We start from the raw sequence: 17,899 nt of genomic DNA, 5'->3' as shown, positions 1-17,899 counted from the left end.
TAGATTATATTGATAGATTTTGATGCACTAGAAGGGGAAATAAAGAAAAACAAAATAGATAATTCATATATTTTTTGTGGATTAGATGAAGAACTTATAAAAGAAGGAATAAATTTAATTGTAAATAATGCTGTAGATAAATCACTTTTGGATCTTAATTATATAAGATTAGATGGTATAACTACAAGTTTTGATGATATTATAAATGCTTGTGAAACTATGCCCTTTATGGGAGAGAAAAAGGTAGTAGTTGTGTATAGAGCAGCTTTTCTAAAAGATAAATCAGATAGTTCGGGAACAAAAATTTATAATGAACTACTTAAATATTTAAAAGATATACCTCCATATACAGTTCTTATTATGTACTATTTGTTTAATGATAAGAGGGATAATCCAAGAAAAAATAATAGGATTAAGTCTTTAGATAAAGTATCTAAAGTTGTACATTTTGATAGACTTAAAAAAGATAGATACTATAAAAAAGTAGAAGAAGTATTTAAGTCATATGGAAAAGAAATAGGCAAAATAGAAGCAAGATATTTTGCAGAGAAAGTTCAAAATAATTTTGATATTATTAAAAGAGAAGCAGATAAAATTATTTCTTATACTGAAGGCAAAAAAATAACTAAGAATGACATAGATAAATTAATAATTAATTCCAGTGAAGATGATATATTCGATTTAGTAGATTTAATATCTCAAAGAAAAGTCGAAAGAGCCATTGATTTGTTAGATGAGTTATTATTAAAGAATGATCAACATATGCTAATTATAACTAATATAGAAAATAACTTTAAAAGATTATATGAGATTAAGATACTAAGTAAAAATGGATATGATGTTAATAGCTTGGCTAGTAAGTATAAATTGCCTACATTTGTATGTGAAAAGATTATTAGTCAATGTAATAAATTTACTGTGAATCAATTACAAAAATTAATGGAAATTTGTTTAGAAACAGAAAACAAATTAAAGTCATCAGGAGTTGACAAGACCATGGAAATGGAGTTTATGCTTTTTAATATATTTATGGTAAAGTAATTATGTAAAATAATAGCCGGTCCAAAGGACCGGCTTCTTATTTGATTACGCCATAGCGTTTAACTTTGCAGCTAATCTTGATTTCTTTCTAGCTACCATGTTCTTGTGACATACTCCTTTTTGAGCTGCCATATCTAATGCCTTAACAGCCTTAGGGAAAAGAACCTTAGCTTCTTCTGCATTGTTTGCAGTAACAGCTGTTTCAAACTTCTTTATAGCAGTTTTTAAAGCTGATTTAATCATTCTGTTTTGAGAAGTTTTAGCTTCTGTAACTTTAATTCTCTTTTTTGCTGATTTAATATTTGCCATTCCAAATTCACCCCCTTAATAATTTTATAGGGTCTCTTTGCAGTTTTGGGGAAATCTGCGTTCGAGTTCGTTTTTAACATACTAGATTATATCATTGAAAGTTTATAAGTTCAAGTATTAAATTATAACATTAAGGAAAAATAAGAAAGAGGTAAAAAAGTTTGGAGGTATTTTTATGGTAAATGTAAGAACAGATTTAGCTATAGAAGCAAAAGATATGTACACAAAGGAAAATAAAAGAGAGTTAGATGGAGTAATTGTAGAAGAAGAACAAGAGGAGGATATAAAAATAACTACAGTAACAATAGAAAGCGATGAAGCAGGAAAAGAACTTGGCAAACCAAAGGGAAATTACATAACTATAGATTTTCCTGAATTCACACATTATGATGGAGAATCTATGGATAAGGTATCAAAAGTTGTGGATAATGTATTAAAAAGATTAGTTAATATGCCAGAAGAAAAAACAGCCCTAGTTGTAGGTCTTGGAAACTGGAAAGTAACTCCAGACGCTTTAGGACCTAAAGTAACAGAGAAGATTATGGTAACGAGGCATTTAAAACAAGTGATGCCAGATGCAATAGATGATTCTGTAAGACCTGTTTGTTGCATATCACCAGGTGTTTTGGGTATTACAGGAATAGAAACAGGGGAAATAGTAAAATCCTTAGTAGATAAAATTAAACCAGACTTAGTTATATGTATAGATGCTTTAGGATCAAGAAAGTTAGAGAGAGTAAATAGAACTATACAAATAAGTGATACAGGAATTTCACCAGGAGCAGGAGTTGGAAACCATAGGATGAAAATAAATGAGGAAGTATTAGGAGTAAAAGTTATTGCAATTGGAGTTCCAACTGTAGTTCATGCTTCAACAATAGCAAATGATACTATAGATTTATTATTAGATGAGCTTATAAGTAAAGCCGAAACAGGAAAAGAGTTTTATAACATGTTGAAGTCAGTAGACAAAGCTGAAAAAAGCAATTTAGTAAAAGAAATATTAGATCCATTTGTAGGAGATTTAATGGTAACTCCAAAGGATGTAGATGCTGTAATTGAATCATTATCTAAAATAATAGCAAATGGAATAAATATGGCTGTACAACCCAATTTAGATATGGAAGATATAAATAAATTTATGAATTAATTAAATAATTTTAATAAAAGTATTAATAATTATGTAACTCCCCTAATATAAATATTATAGAGAAGGGGGAGTTGCCGTTGTATTCATTAAGACAAACTATGCCTAATAAAGAAAAAGCGAAGGGCTTTAGAGGAAAATCTTCCTCCACAAAGTTCAATTTTAATATGGGATATATAATTATCATATTAGGAGTTGTAGTGTTTTTTGCAAGATCTATTGGCGTGATAAATAAATATAATGAAAGAGGTGGATATGCATATGTCCAACTTTTGAATTATGGAATGCCTCTTGTGAAAACTCAAGCGTATGATGAAACAAATTATAGTGAAAATAAAATATCAATTAAAAAAGTTGCATTAGAAGCTTTAGGGTTAAGCAATATAAATGCAGCAGATATAATAGGAAATCAAATAGCTTTATTTAATGATAGTAGCCTAGTAGAAAATGATATGGGTAAGCATCTACCAATACTAAAACCATTTAAGCTTAATGATACTAGCATTACTAAAATGACATCAGAGGAGATAGCAGAGTTAAATAAAGTAAGCCCAGCTTATGATTCAAGTTTAAAGAGAGCCTTGGATAATAGTAAGACAAGAGTTCTTATATTCCATACACATACAACAGAAAACTATTCAGAATCATCTTTAGACACAACAGAGAGCGATTGCAATGTTGTTGGGGTTGGAGAAGTTTTAGCTAAAGAGTTAGAAGAAGGATATGGAATATCAGTAATACATGATAAAACAAATCATAGCGTTGTATATAATGATAGCTATAAGAGATCTAATGAAACTTTAAAAAAATATTTAAATGAATATGGAGACTTTGATCTAATAATTGATTTGCATAGAGATGGTGTAGATGGAGCTAAAGCAGCTACACTTAAAAATTCATATACTATTAATTTAAATGATCAAAATTTAGCGAAAATGATGTTTGTAATAGGTGAAAATAGTGCGACTTACGAATCAAATAAAGCGTTAACAGATGAGCTAAATGGAATTGCAAATAAATTATTCCCAGGACTTATGAAACCTACTTATGTTTATGAAATTGCAGCAACTTCAATTAATCAAGGATTAAGTAAAAATTCTTTATTAATAGAGTTTGGATCAAATGTAAATGCTTCTCAAGAAGCTAGATTAAGTGCAAAATATATGGCAAGAATATTAGCAGAGCATCTAAATAGATAATTGAATAAAATTTAGTAAATATGAGCATCCTTATAGATATTAAAAAACTAGGGGGTGCTCTTTTGTTTAATAAAAAAGTTTTAATTGGAACAGTAATATTTTTTTTAGTAGTATTTATTGGTTTTATACAAATTAATATAGTAAATACTAGAGCTTTATCACCAATAGGTAATGGAGAAGATAACTATGAAATAGTTAAAGAAGAATTTGGAGAAGATTTTGAAGAGTTTATAAAAGATAATGCAGAAGTTAAAATATATAAATCAAATGATGAAAATGAAAGTCCAACTATAAAAATAGGTGAAAAAGATCTTAGGATAAATACTAATAATCCTATAACTAATAAATTTTATATGTTAGGTAGTAGTATATACAATTCCTTTACTAGTATAAAGAATAAAATTAATGGGAAAATAAAAGGGAATAATGATGAAAATAAAAATAGTGAAGAAAAGAATAGTAATAATGAAAATAGTTCAATAAATACCAATAAAGATAAGCTGGATAATATAGTAGATGATTTTTTGGAAAATCAAGTTAACTATAGTAATTAACATATATTCATAACTTCACATTTATATTGACATATATCATATCCTTTATGATATAATTTACCTTGATTTAATTATAATGGGGGTGAAGTGACTATTAGCTTAAAATAAGGTAATAGTTTTATATATGAGTAGTAATAGACAAAAACATATTAGAAATTTTTCAATAGTTGCCCATATAGATCATGGGAAGTCAACCCTAGCCGATAGATTATTAGAAGCCACAGGAACTCTTACACAAAGAGAAATGGAAGAGCAAATTCTTGATAATATGGAAATAGAAAGAGAAAGAGGAATAACTATAAAGTCTCAAGCTGCAAGACTTATATATAGAAGAGAAGATGGAGAGGAATATATATTAAATTTAATAGATACTCCAGGACACGTAGATTTTACATATGAGGTTTCAAGAAGCTTAGCTGCATGTGAAGGCGCGGTTTTAGTAGTTGATGCTACTCAAGGTGTTCAAGCACAAACTTTAGCCAATTGTTATTTAGCATTAAATAATGACTTAGAAATAGCACCAGTAATAAATAAAGTTGATTTACAGTCTGCAAGACCTGATGAAGTTAAACAAGAAATAGAAGATATTATAGGAATAGAGGCAGAAGATGCTCCAATGATATCTGCAAAAACTGGTTTAAATATAGGTGATGTTTTAGAAACAGTAGTAGCAAAAGTACCAGCACCAGATGGAGATGAAGATGCACCTCTTAAAGCACTAATATTTGACTCTTATTATGATAGTTATAAAGGTGTTGTTTCTTATGTAAGAATTTTTGATGGAGTAGTTAAGCCTGGAACTAAGATTAAGTTAATGGCTACTAATAAGGTTTATGAAGTAACAGAAGTCGGAGTATTTACTCCTAAGACTTTACCAATATCTGAATTAAGAGCTGGAGATGTTGGGTATATTGCTGCATCCATTAAAAATGTAAGGGATGCAAGAGTTGGTGATACTATAACAGAAGCTGATAGACCAATAAAAGAAGCATTACCCGGATATAAACCTGCAGTTCCAATGGTTTATTCAGGTATTTATCCAGTAGATGGAGCAAAATATCAAGAATTAAAGGACGCATTAGAAAAACTTCAAATAAATGACGCTGCTTTAAGTTTTGAGCCAGAAACATCTATAGCTTTAGGATTTGGTTTTAGATGTGGATTTTTAGGTTTATTACATATGGAAATAATTCAAGAGAGAATTGAAAGAGAATTCAACTTAGATATTATTACAACAGCTCCATCAGTAATATATAAGGTAATAAGAACTAATGGAGAAGTAATAGAACTTACTAACCCAACCAATCTTCCAGAGGCTACAGAAATAGAGTATATGGAAGAACCTATAGTTAAAGCAAGTATAATAGCACCATCTGATTATGTTGGAGCTGTAATGGAATTATGTCAAGAAAGAAGAGGAACTTTCATTGATATGCAATATTTAGAAGAAACAAGAGTTTCAATTAACTATGATATACCTTTAAATGAAATAGTATATGATTTCTTTGATACATTAAAATCTAGAACAAGAGGATATGCATCATTAGACTATGAATTTAAAGGATATACACAAACTGAATTAGTTAAGCTTGATATAATGTTAAATGGGGATGTTGTAGATGCCTTATCTATGATAGTTCCAAGAGAAAAAGCATATGAAAAAGGAAGAGGAATAGCTGAAAAGTTAAAAGAAATAATTCCAAGACAAATGTTTGAAGTTCCAATTCAAGCAGCAGTTGGATCAAAGATAATAGCTAGAGAAACAGTTAAGGCAATGAGAAAAGACGTTCTTGCTAAATGCTATGGTGGAGATATATCAAGAAAGAAGAAACTATTAGAAAAGCAAAAAGAAGGAAAGAAGAGAATGAGGCAAGTGGGATCAGTTGAAATACCGCAAGAAGCATTTATGGCAGTACTTAAAGTAGATTAATAAATTTAAATATGAAAAAGGCTAAGCTCAATTAAAGAGACTTAGCCTTTTTCGTAGATAACTATAAGAGTAAGGTGGTAATATTATACTTTATTATATTAAAAATAGTATTGTTTGTTCATGAAATATAAAACTATTTTAAATATATATTTTCTATATAAGAATATAGTGTTGATAAATCATAATTACTTGCAATTGATTTTAAATAAGGAATAAATCTATAGTTATCCATTTCTATAAACTTAGAGACTCTAGGATTTATTCTAAAATAATTAGATTTTAGAAACTCCTTACAATACATATTTTCTAAATCAGACATACCATCCATAAGAAGTGATAATAAAGGTGATTTCATCTTAGTAAATGGATGAAAAGACCATTGTAATATTCCCCATTTTTCTGTTTTTCCCTTAATTCTTTCAGGACTATCACCAGTACCTATAGAAAGTAGTCTTATTTGTTTAAAATCATAGGTGTTACCAAATGCTGAAAGGGTAGCTAATAATGAAATAGCAGTAGGTGAGTTAGCAATTACTCCACCATCTATAAAGTCCTTGTAGGATGGAAAGTATGTAGGAGCAGCTGAACTTGCTAGTATTACATCCTTAACACTAAAGTCAGAAGTTGAATTTTTAGAAAGATTATTAAAAAAAACTGGCTCCCAAGATGGTTTATTAACTCCCTTTACATCAAAAGCAGGAATAAAAATATATTTATTTAAATCACTTATTTTAAGATCATCGCTAAAATAATTTGAAATAATATTTTTTAAGTTAGTATTACTAAATTTTGGCCTAATTAAATTAAAGTGAGATGGTGAAAATATTTTTTTTGCTACAGGAATGCTATACAAGTTGTTTAAATCTTTAATAGAGATATTATTAGCTAAGAGAGCAGCTATTATTGAACCTGTAGAAGTACCAGTAAACAAATCTATTTCATCTAAAAAGCCAGGATATTTATGACAAACTCTAGAGAGAATTTCAACGCTTAAAGCTCCTTTAATACCACCACCATCAAATGCAAGTATCTTAAAAGTTTTCAAAATAAATGCTCCTCATAAATTAATATATAATTAATTTATTCTAAATTATTTTTATTGCTAGTTATATTTATAAATAAAATTCTTTACTTAATAAATATATTTTGTAATTAAATTTTAGGATTATAAATATATATAAATTGTATAAAATTTTAGGTGAGGTGGATTTATGTTAGAGGCTAATTTAAGAGATATAAAAAAGAAAGGGAAAACTTTAAGGAATTTAGGAATGGTAACAGGTACTCTTAAAAGAAAGAATGGAGAAATATGTCTAATATCAATGATTGGGCATAAGCTAGAAACACATCTTTTAAGAAATGGCTTAAAATCAAAAATTCAATTGAATTTTGAAAACAATATAATAAATACAAGAATAGAGAGAGTTCAAAAAGATATAATATTTCATAATGTAATCAATATAGATTTAGTGGAATTATAGGAAATAGGAGAATAGATTAACATGTTTAATCTATTCTTCTATTTTTAGCTTTAAATTTTTGTTTAGTTATGTATAATAGCAATAAAGAGAAATTTACTTATAGAAAGAGTGATAATAAAATGAGAAATTTAAAGGAAATAGCCCTTTATATACATATACCTTTTTGCAAGCAAAAATGTTTTTACTGTGATTTTCCATCATATGCTTCAATAGATTATCTTAAGGAGGATTATGTAGAAGCATTGTGCAAAGAAATAAATGAAAAAGTAAAGGATTATAAAATAAAAAGTATATTTATAGGTGGAGGAACTCCATCATATTTAGAAACACATCAAATAGATAATTTACTAAAAACAATAAGTAACCTTAACTTAAATAAAGATATAGAGTTTACAATGGAGTGTAATCCAGGTACCTTAGATGAAGAAAAATTAAAAACTATGATAAATGGCGGAGTAAATAGAATAAGTATGGGGTTACAAGCTGTTCAAAATTCCTTATTAAAAGATATAGGAAGAATACATAGCTTTAAGCAGTTTGAAGAAAATTTCAACTTAGTTAGAAAAGTTGGGTTTAAGAATATAAATGTAGACTTGATGTTTGGATTACCAAACCAAAGTGTAGATGAATGGATAGAATCATTAGAAACTATAGCAAAATTACAACCAGAGCATATATCTGCATATAGCTTAATTGTAGAAGAAGGTACGCCATTTTATAAACTTTGGGAAAGGAATAAATTAATACTTCCATCAGAAGAAGAAGAAAGAAGTATGTATTCAATTACTAAGGAAATATTAAAAGAGTATGAATATAATCAATATGAAATATCAAATTATTCTAGAAGGGGATATGAATGTCTTCATAACAAGGTTTATTGGAAATGTGAAGAGTATTTAGGAGTTGGTTCAGCCTCAAGTTCACTTATAAGTGGAAAAAGGATAAAGAATATAGAAGATGTAAAATCTTATATAGAAAAGATTAATAAAGGAGAACCTATTGTCGAGGAAGAGTTTCAAAACTCACAAAAGGATGATATGGAAGAATATATGTTTATGGGACTAAGAATGATGGAGGGAACAAATATAATTAAATTTAAAGAAAAATTTGAAATAGATATTAACAGTATATATAAAGATGTTATAGATAAAAATATAAATAAAGGACTACTTACATTAGAAAATAATAAATTAAGGCTCACTGAAAAGGGAGTGGAGTTATCAAATGGTGTTATGAGTGATTTTATATTATAAAATGGTTTATATAGAAAAATTAAGAATGTAATAGAAAATTTAAGAAAAATAATAATAATTTAATATATTGAAATTATATTATTTAATTTATACTTTTATGAAATTGACAAAAAAGCTAATAAGGAATATATTGATATTGTAGTCATTAGCACTCAGTAATAATGAGTGCTAACAGATAGAGGTGATGTTATGGCTATTGATGAAAGAAAAATAAAAATACTTCAGGCTATCATTAATGACTATATCATGACAGGTGAACCTGTTGGTTCAAGAACAATAGCTAAGAAATATGATTTAGGAGTTGGGTCAGCTACAATAAGAAATGAAATGGCTGATCTAGAAGATATGGGGTATCTAGAACAACCACATACATCTGCAGGTAGAATACCTTCAAATAAGGGGTATAGATTATATGTAGATAAGCTAATGGAAACTGGAAGGTTAACTCGAGAAGAGGAACTGAAAATTAAGGAGTACATTATAAATTCAGCAATGTATGAGGTTGATAAGATAGTTAAGAAAGCTTGCTCATTGTTATCAGAGCTTACTAATTTAACTACAGTAGTGCAAACTCCATCTGTAAGAAGTAGTTATATAAAATCTATTCAATTACTTACTATTGACAGTCATAATTTGGTTTCAGTTATAGTAGCAGACAGTGGAGTTATTAAGAATCACAGAATAAGGGTAAATAATATGCCAAGGCCTGAAACTATTCAAATGATAAATGAAGTCTTAAATTTAAGGCTAAGAAATTTAACAATTGAAGAAATTAACTTAGAAGTAATAAACAATCTTAGAATGGAACTGAAGGGTTTTGATGAAGTTTTTAATGGGATACTGCCAGCTTTATATGAAACCTTGAAAGAGGCGAATAATACAGAAGTATTTGTTGAAGGTACGACCAATATATTTAACTATCCAGAATACAACAATATTGAGAAAGCAAAAGAAATCCTTTCTCTTATAAATGATAAGGATAGTTTAATAGATTTGATAGAGCCAGGTAATGATATTACCATTAGAATAGGAGAGGAAAATTATTTTCCAGAAGCTAAAGATTGCTCTATAATATCTGCTGAATACTCTTTAGATGGTAGACCAATAGGAAAAATAGGACTAATTGGACCAAAAAGAATAAATTATTCAAAGGTTATTGCCATTATGGGGCAAGTTATGAAAGAGTTAAATAAAAGCCTAAGAAATCAAATTATAGAATAAAAGAGATGAGGTGTTGTTGTGGAAGATAACAGAGAAGTGAGAGAAGATTTAAAAGATGAAGCATTTGAAACAGAAAAAAATGAAGATATAAATTCTACTGTTGAAGCAGAGACAGATGAATCTTCAGATGATATAGTTGAAGAAATCTTAGAAGAAAAAAATGATAAGGAAAATGAGCTAGATATTATGAGAAAATTAAAAGACGAAAATAAAAAACTAAGTAACGAGCTAGATGCTTTAAAAGAAAGATTGCTTAGAATATCAGCTGAGTATGAAAATTATAGAAAAAGAACAACTAAAGAAAAAGAAGGTATTTATACAGATGCTTGTACAGATGTATTAAAAGAAATGATACCAGTATTAGATAATTTAGAGAGAGCTATAGCAGTGGATGGAAACGTAGATGATTTAAAAAAGGGTATTGAAATGACTATAAAAGGATTTAAGAACTCTTTTGAAAAATTAGGTGTTGAAGAAATAGATTCAACTGGAGAGTTTGATCCAAATCTTCATCAAGCTGTTATGCATATAGAAGATGAAAATTTTGAAAAGAATTCTATAGCTGAAGTATTCCAAAAGGGATATAAAAGAGGCGACAAAGTAATTAGATACACAGTAGTAAAGGTAGCTAATTAATATTGATATAAACAAAATCTATAAATTGAAAGATATAGTTTTTAGGAGGAAATAAATTATGGGAAAAATAATAGGAATTGATTTAGGAACAACAAACTCATGTGTAGCTGTTATGGAAGGTGGAGAACCAGTAGTAATAAGCAACTCAGAAGGAGCAAGAACTACACCTTCAGTAGTTTCATTCCAAGCTAATGGAGAAAGATTAGTAGGTCAAGTAGCTAAAAGACAGGCAATTACAAATCCTGATAAGACAATAATATCAATTAAGAGACATATGGGAACAAACTATAAAGTAAATATAGATGGAAAAGATCATTCACCACAAGAAATATCAGCAATGGTACTTCAAAAAATTAAAGCTGATGCAGAAGCTTATTTAGGAGAGTCAGTAACTCAAGCTGTTATAACAGTTCCTGCATACTTTAATGATTCTGAAAGGCAAGCAACTAAAGATGCTGGTAAAATAGCAGGTTTAGAAGTTTTAAGAATAATAAATGAACCTACAGCTGCAGCTTTGGCATATGGTTTAGATAAAATGGATACTAACCAAAAGATATTTGTTTATGATTTAGGTGGTGGTACATTTGACGTATCTATCCTAGAATTAGGAGATGGAGTATTTGAGGTTTTATCAACAAACGGAGATACTAAGCTAGGTGGAGATGACTTCGACCAAAGAATTATGGATCACATAGCAGATACATTTAAGGCTGAAAATGGAATAGATTTAAGAAGTGATAAGATGGCACTTCAAAGATTAAAAGAAGCTGCTGAAAAGGCTAAGATTGAATTATCATCATCAATGCAAACTAACATTAACTTACCATTTATAACAGCTGATGCAACAGGTCCAAAGCATATTGATATGAATTTAACTAGAGCTAAATTTAATGAGTTAACTCATGACTTAGTTCAAAGATCAATAGAGCCAATGAAGAAAGCATTATCAGATGCAAATCTTTCATTAAGCGATATAAATAAAATAATATTAGTTGGTGGATCTACAAGAATTCCAGCTGTTGTAGAAGCAGTTAAGAACTTTACTGGAAAAGAACCATCAAAGGGAGTAAACCCAGATGAATGTGTTGCTGTTGGTGCAGCTATTCAAGCAGGTGTATTAACAGGAGAAGTTAAGGATGTATTATTATTAGATGTTACTCCATTAACATTAGGAATTGAAACTTTAGGTGGAGTTGCTACACCACTTATTGAAAGAAATACTACAATTCCAGCTAAAAAGAGCCAAACATTCTCAACAGCAGCAGATGGCCAAACATCAGTTGAAATTCACGTAGTTCAAGGTGAAAGACAAATGGCAGCTGACAATAAGACATTAGGTAGATTTACTTTATCAGGTATTGCTCCAGCTCCAAGAGGAATTCCTCAAATTGAAGTTACATTTGATATAGATGCAAATGGATTAGTTAAAGTATCAGCTCTTGATAAGGCAACTAATAAAGAAGCAAATATAACTATTACAGCTTCAACAAACTTAAGTGATTCTGAAGTAGATGCAGCAGTTAAGGAAGCAGAAAAATTTGCTGAAGAAGATAAGAAGAGGAAAGAAAAAATAGAAGTTAAAAATAATGCTGACCAAGTAGCTTATCAAACAGCTAAGACTTTAGAAGAGCTTGGAGATAAGGTATCAGCAGAAGACAAGGCTAAGATACAAGCTAAGCTTGATGAATTAAACAAGGTTAAAGATGGAGAAGATTTAGAAGCTATAAAGAAAGCTATGGATGAATTAAATCAAGAATTCTATGCTATATCATCAAAGATATATGCAGATGCAAATGCTAATGGAGCAGCAGGAGAAGGATTTGATCCAAATAATATGGGCGGAGCAGGTGCAAGTCAAACTCCACATGATGATAATGTAGTTGATGCAGACTTTGAAGTTAAAGACGATAAATAGTTGTAACTTGTTATTCTAATATATATAATATATGAGGGAAGGCTTGAGTCGTCTTCCCTTTTATAAAGTTTAAAATTAAAAATGGTGGTGAAGTAGATGGCAAATAAAGACTATTATGCATCCCTTGGAATTGAAAAGGGAGCTTCAGATGAAGAAATAAAAAGAGCCTTTAGAAAGCTAGCTATAAAATATCATCCTGACAAAAACCAAGGTGATACAGAAGCAGAGGATAAGTTTAAAGAAATAAATGAAGCTTATCAAGTGCTTTCAGATCCAGAAAAAAAAGCTAGATATGATCAATTCGGAAGTGTAGATTTTGATGGAAGTGGATTTGGTTCAGGTGGATTTGGTGGCTTTGACTTCTCAGAGATGGGAGGTTTTGGAGATATATTTGATAGCTTCTTTGGTGGCGGTGGTGGAAGAAAAAGAAATGGACCACAAAGAGGTGCTGATTTAGAATACACAGTTAATTTAACATTTGAAGAAGCTATATTTGGTGTAGAAAAAGAAATTTCTATAAATAGAAGCGAAAAATGTGAGTCATGTAAAGGAAGTGGAGCAAAAACAGGTACTTCTGCAAAGACATGTCCAACATGTCATGGTCAAGGGCAAGTTAGAGTACAAAGGCAAACTCCATTAGGAAGCTTTGTTAGCACATCAACTTGTAGTACATGTGGTGGAAGTGGTAAAGTTATAGATGAGCCATGTACAACATGTCATGGAAAGGGAAATGTTAGAAAAAATAGAAAAATAACTGTGAATATTCCAGCTGGAGTTGATACAGGAAATGTAATGCCACTTAGAGGCCAAGGAGATCATGGAACTAATGATGGCCCAGCAGGAGATTTATATGTTAGAATTAATGTTACTTCTTCTAAAAAGTTCACAAGAAAAGGAAATGATATATATATAGATGCTCATATTTCTATGGGAAAAGCAGCATTAGGTACTGAGATAACTGTTGCAACTGTAGATGGAGATGTAAAATATATAATTCCAGCAGGAACACAATCAGGAACCTTATTTAGATTAAAAGGAAAGGGCGTTCCAAGAGTAAATTCATCAGGAAGAGGAGACCAATATGTTAAGGTTATAGTTGATATTCCTAAGAATTTAAATGAAAAGCAAAAAGAGGCTTTAAAGGTATTCATGGAATCTTGTGGAGAAAATATGGGGGAAGGAACTACCCATAAAAAAGGATTTAAAGATTTATTTAAATAAAAGGATTAGCATTTGCTAATCCTTTTTTCTTTAATGGATATGAAATAAAGAGTTTAAAAATTTGAATTTATATTAAATATTTTTATAAAAATTTTTATATTATAGATAATTAATATTTACAAATAATTATTATCGTATATAATAGAGATATATAATTTTATGAGATTTTGTAAAAGATAAAATAGAAATCTTAAAGTGAGGAGAATGATAAAATGAAAACAGTTAAATTTCAAGGATCACCTATAACATTAGAAGGAAATATATTATCAGTTGGAGATAAATTTAAAGATTTTTCAGTGGCAACAAATGATTTAGGAGAATTTACTTTAAAAGATACAAAGGGAGCAAGAGTGTTTTTAACAGTACCATCAATTGATACTCCAGTTTGTGATATGGAAGTAAAAAGATTTAATAAAGAAGTAGATAATTTAAATGGAGTAACTTGTTATACAGTATCAATGGATTTACCATTTGCTCAAGCAAGATGGTGTGGCTTAGAAGATGTAGAAAAAGTAAAAACTTTATCTGATTATAAAAGCAGAAGTTTTGGAGAAGCTACAGGAACATATATTAAAGAATTAGGTTTATTAACAAGAGCATCATTTGTTGTAGATTCAAATGATAATGTAACATTTGTAGAATACTTAGATGAGATTACAAGTGAACCAAGTTATGATAAAATTTTAGAAGCAGCTAAAGCAGTAAAATAGCAAAATAATATAAAATGAAAATTAAAAGTATTTGGTTAACCCGGATACTTTTAATTTTTATAATTTTATTTAAAAGGACTTAATTACTTTAGCTTAATATATAGACAGAAAGTTAACATAAGTGTAAAATAATAAATTAGTCAAAGTATGTTTGAAAGGACTGATTTAAATGCAAGGAACTTGGATAGAGGTTAGAGTTATAACTAAAAGTGAGGCACTAGAACCTGTTTCAGGAATATTTTATGGATTAGATTGTAAAGGGGTTGCGATTGAAGATCCAAATGACATATTAGAAAGAGAGCAAGGGCCATTAACTTGGGATTTTGCAGATATAAATGTATTAGAACATAAGGGCGAGGTTGCTGTTGTTAAAGCTTATTTTTCAGAAGAAGATAATATAGATGAAATATTAAAGTATATAAATGAAAAAATGGATGAACTTAAAGAACTTGGAATTGATACAGGAGTAGCTAAAGTAGAAAGCGAAAAAATGTTCGAAGAGGATTGGGCTAATAACTGGAAAAAGTATTATAAGCCAACTAAGATTGGGGGAAAAATAGTTGTAAAACCTATATGGGAAGAATACAATCCACAGGGAGAAGAACTAGTAATAGAACTTGATCCTGGCATGGCTTTTGGAACAGGTACCCATGAAACAACAAGAATGTGTATTCAATCTTTAGAAAAGTATGTAAAAGAAGATAGTACCGTTTTTGATGTTGGATGTGGATCAGGAATACTTGCTATAGCTGCAGCAAAACTTGGTTCTAAAATGGCTGTTGGCGTTGACTTAGATCCTGTCGCTGTTGAATCTGCTAAAGAAAATGTTGGATACAATAATTTAGAAAATATACAAATACTATATGGTAATTTAGTAGAAGTAATTGATGGAAAAGCTGACATAGTTGTCGCTAACATAATAGCAGAAGTTATATGTATTTTAACAGAAGATGTTAAAAGGGTTCTAAGTAATAATGGATACTTTATTACTTCAGGAATAATACATGACAGGGTAGATATGGTTACTAAGAAGCTTGAAGAAACTGGCTTTGAAGTGGTAGAAATAAATAAGGATGGGGAATGGAACTGTATAGTTGCCAAAGTAAAGTAGTTTTAAGGAGAATGAACAATGCATAAATTTTTTACTCCTAAAGAAAATTTTATAGATAAGCAAGCAAAAATTTTAGGTGATGATGTAAAACATTTATATAAAGTACTAAGGCTAAATGAAGGGGATAAAATAGTTTTAAACAATTGTACTGGTGAAGAATTTCTAGCTACTATATCATTAATAACTAAGCAAGAAGTAATAGTTGATATAGAAGAAAAACTTCAAGTAAACAATGAAAGCAATGTAAAAATATATTTATTTCAAGGATTACCTAAGGCTCAAAAGATGGATTTGATAGTTCAAAAAGGTACAGAGCTCGGAATTACTGAGTTTATACCAACCTTAACAGAAAGAGTTGATATAAAGCTAAAAGGAGATTTTAAAAAGCTAGATAGACTAAATAGAATTGCCTTAGAAGCTGCAAAGCAAAGTAAAAGAAGCTTAGTTCCTAAAGTAGTAGATCCAATAAGCTTTGAAGAAGCATTAGATAAAATGAAGAATTTAGATATAGTTATAGTTCCATATGAAAATGCTGAAAACTTTGGAATAAAAACTTTATTTAATAAGACTAATATTGATATATCTAAAATTAATACTGTTGGAATATTAGTTGGTCCAGAAGGTGGATTTGAATTAGATGAAATAAATAAACTAAAAGAAAATGGTGCTTATATAGTAACTTTAGGAAGTAGAATTCTTAGAACTGAAACAGCAGGTTTTGTAGCTACTTCTTTAGTTCAGTATGAGCTAGGAGATTTAGGAGGAAATTAATAATGAAAGTTGCATTTTCTACATTAGGCTGTAGAGTTAACGTATATGAATCAGAAGCAATGGCTGAGAAGTTTATAAGAGAAGGCTATGAAGTTGTAGATGCTAGTGAAGCAGCTGATGTATATGTAATAAACACGTGTACTGTTACTAATATGGGTGACAAAAAATCAAGACAAATTATAAGTAGAGCAAGAAGATTAAATGAAGGCGCTATAATTGCAGTTGTTGGGTGCTACTCACAAATAGCGCCTAAAGAAGTTTCAGAGATACCAGGTGTAGATGTTGTTCTTGGAACTAGGAACAAAGGTGATGTAGTTTACTATGTTAATAAAGCTAAAGATGAAGGAAAATCACAAGTCCATGTTGAAGGCGTACTTAAAAATAAAAAGTTTGAAGAGCTTAATATAGAAGAATATCAAGATAAAACTAGAGCTTTTTTAAAGATACAAGATGGATGCAATAGATTTTGTACATATTGTATAATCCCTTATTCAAGAGGATCAGTTTGCTCAAAGGATCCTAAGAAAGTATTAGAAGAAGTTAATAAACTTGCTGAACATGGCTTTAAAGAAATAATTTTATCGGGGATACATACAGCTTCATATGGATTAGACTTAGAAGGTAAAGTTAACTTGATAGATATAATAGAAGAAATTGAAAAGGTAGATGGAATAGAAAGAATAAGAATAGGATCAATTGAACCAGCATTCTTTACTCCTGAAGTTATAGAAAAGATTAAGAAGTTTAAGAAGCTATGTCCACATTTCCATTTATCATTGCAAAGCGGGTGTGATGCAACACTTAAAAGAATGAATAGAAGATATACGGCACAAGAATATGCTGATTCAGTAAATCTTTTAAGAGAAACTATGCCTGATGTATCTATAACAACAGATGTTATTGTTGGGTTCCCAGGAGAAACAGAAGGGGAGTTTACTGAAACATATGAATTCTTAAAAAACATTAAGCTTACTAAGACTCATGTATTTAAATATAGTCCAAGAAAAGGAACTAAAGCAGCAGATATGCAAGATCAAATAGATGGTAGCATAAAAGAAAAAAGAAGTAAGCTATTAATAGAATTAAGTAATAAAAATGAAAAAGAATTTATAGAAAAGTTTATAGGAAAAGAAATGAATGTACTTATAGAAACAGAGGTTAAAGGGCAAGAGGGTGTGTATGAAGGATATACAAGAAACTATATAAAGGTTCAAGTGCCGTGTTCATGTACAGATGTTACTGGAAAAATAGTAGATATAGAAATAACAGAGTCAAAAGATGAAATAGGAATAGCAAAGCTTTTATAATTTATAAAATAGTATAGTAATTTTAATTTAGCTATATCTATACAAATTAATTATAAATAATTTTCTTAATAATTAAGAGAAGGGTGGTGAATT

Annotated in this window: 17 protein-coding genes; 15 read left to right on the top strand and 2 right to left on the bottom strand. The window is 29.4% G+C overall.

All coding sequences use genetic code 11. The annotated features are described in order from the left end of the window. Positions 1-9 precede the first annotated feature (9 nt). Positions 10-1,041, top strand: a complete 1,032-nt coding sequence (holA, locus tag ACZJV1_RS14880) for a DNA polymerase III subunit delta (RefSeq protein ID WP_460286814.1) — start codon at positions 10-12, stop codon at positions 1,039-1,041. Between the two features lie 45 nt (positions 1,042-1,086). Here the strand turns inward: holA and rpsT are convergent, their stop codons facing one another. Then, positions 1,087-1,350, bottom strand: a complete 264-nt coding sequence (gene rpsT, locus ACZJV1_RS14875; RefSeq protein WP_322458931.1) for a 30S ribosomal protein S20 — start codon at positions 1,348-1,350, stop codon at positions 1,087-1,089. Positions 1,351-1,525: 175 nt separating this feature from the next. On the opposite strand from rpsT, the gene gpr reads away from it, so the two are divergent. The 4 genes from gpr to lepA all read left to right on the top strand — a co-directional run bounded on the left by gpr (position 1,526) and on the right by lepA (position 6,180). Beyond that, the gene (gpr, locus tag ACZJV1_RS14870) at positions 1,526-2,500 is read left to right on the top strand and encodes a GPR endopeptidase (protein ID WP_460286815.1); all 975 of its coding nucleotides are present in this window, start codon (positions 1,526-1,528) and stop codon (positions 2,498-2,500) included. Positions 2,501-2,577: 77 nt separating this feature from the next. Further along, complete coding sequence (locus tag ACZJV1_RS14865) at positions 2,578-3,696, top strand: stage II sporulation protein P (protein WP_460286816.1); 1,119 nt, start codon at positions 2,578-2,580, stop codon at positions 3,694-3,696. A 62-nt stretch (positions 3,697-3,758) separates the two neighbouring features. Continuing rightward, positions 3,759-4,250, top strand: a complete 492-nt coding sequence (locus ACZJV1_RS14860; RefSeq protein WP_460286817.1) for a hypothetical protein — start codon at positions 3,759-3,761, stop codon at positions 4,248-4,250. Positions 4,251-4,374: 124 nt separating this feature from the next. Beyond that, positions 4,375-6,180, top strand: coding sequence for a translation elongation factor 4 (lepA, locus tag ACZJV1_RS14855; protein WP_460286818.1), 1,806 nt, complete (start codon positions 4,375-4,377; stop codon positions 6,178-6,180). Positions 6,181-6,313: 133 nt separating this feature from the next. Here lepA and ACZJV1_RS14850 read toward each other — a convergent pair whose 3' ends face one another. Then, a complete protein-coding gene (locus ACZJV1_RS14850; RefSeq protein ID WP_463650635.1) occupies positions 6,314-7,225 on the bottom strand; it encodes a patatin-like phospholipase family protein in 912 nt (303 codons plus the stop codon). A gap of 166 nt (positions 7,226-7,391) precedes the next feature. Here ACZJV1_RS14850 and ACZJV1_RS14845 point away from each other — a divergent pair, with 166 nt between their 5' ends. From ACZJV1_RS14845 to mtaB, 10 genes are all read left to right on the top strand, one after another. After that, entirely contained in the window at positions 7,392-7,661 is a 270-nt protein-coding gene (locus ACZJV1_RS14845; protein WP_411168654.1) for a hypothetical protein, read from the top strand. 119 nt (positions 7,662-7,780) lie between these two features. Next, the gene (hemW, locus tag ACZJV1_RS14840; protein ID WP_463650634.1) at positions 7,781-8,914 is read left to right on the top strand and encodes a radical SAM family heme chaperone HemW; all 1,134 of its coding nucleotides are present in this window, start codon (positions 7,781-7,783) and stop codon (positions 8,912-8,914) included. A gap of 189 nt (positions 8,915-9,103) precedes the next feature. Beyond that, entirely contained in the window at positions 9,104-10,135 is a 1,032-nt protein-coding gene (gene hrcA / locus ACZJV1_RS14835) for a heat-inducible transcriptional repressor HrcA (RefSeq protein WP_411170718.1), read from the top strand. A gap of 18 nt (positions 10,136-10,153) precedes the next feature. Beyond that, positions 10,154-10,771, top strand: a complete 618-nt coding sequence (grpE, locus tag ACZJV1_RS14830) for a nucleotide exchange factor GrpE (protein WP_463650633.1) — start codon at positions 10,154-10,156, stop codon at positions 10,769-10,771. A 58-nt stretch (positions 10,772-10,829) separates the two neighbouring features. After that, positions 10,830-12,686: a molecular chaperone DnaK gene (gene dnaK, locus ACZJV1_RS14825; protein WP_463650632.1), complete on the top strand. Its 1,857-nt coding sequence runs from the start codon at positions 10,830-10,832 to the stop codon at positions 12,684-12,686. Between the two features lie 96 nt (positions 12,687-12,782). Continuing rightward, positions 12,783-13,907 carry a molecular chaperone DnaJ gene (gene dnaJ, locus ACZJV1_RS14820; protein WP_460286824.1) on the top strand — a complete coding sequence of 375 codons (1,125 nt, stop codon included), beginning with the start codon at positions 12,783-12,785 and terminating at the stop codon, positions 13,905-13,907. Positions 13,908-14,119: 212 nt separating this feature from the next. Then, positions 14,120-14,617, top strand: a complete 498-nt coding sequence (gene tpx, locus ACZJV1_RS14815) for a thiol peroxidase (protein WP_411168649.1) — start codon at positions 14,120-14,122, stop codon at positions 14,615-14,617. A 169-nt stretch (positions 14,618-14,786) separates the two neighbouring features. Then, positions 14,787-15,728: a 50S ribosomal protein L11 methyltransferase gene (gene prmA / locus ACZJV1_RS14810; protein ID WP_463650631.1), complete on the top strand. Its 942-nt coding sequence runs from the start codon at positions 14,787-14,789 to the stop codon at positions 15,726-15,728. An 18-nt stretch (positions 15,729-15,746) separates the two neighbouring features. Further along, positions 15,747-16,499 (top strand): RsmE family RNA methyltransferase, encoded by a 753-nt coding sequence (locus ACZJV1_RS14805; protein ID WP_460286826.1) that lies wholly within the window; start codon positions 15,747-15,749, stop codon positions 16,497-16,499. Between the two features lie 2 nt (positions 16,500-16,501). Further along, complete coding sequence (mtaB, locus tag ACZJV1_RS14800) at positions 16,502-17,806, top strand: tRNA (N(6)-L-threonylcarbamoyladenosine(37)-C(2))-methylthiotransferase MtaB (protein ID WP_463650630.1); 1,305 nt, start codon at positions 16,502-16,504, stop codon at positions 17,804-17,806. Positions 17,807-17,899 lie beyond the last annotated feature (93 nt).

It is taken from the genome of Clostridium sp. LS3 (genome assembly GCF_055330225.1).
This window is presented reverse-complemented; position numbering and strand designations above follow the sequence as displayed.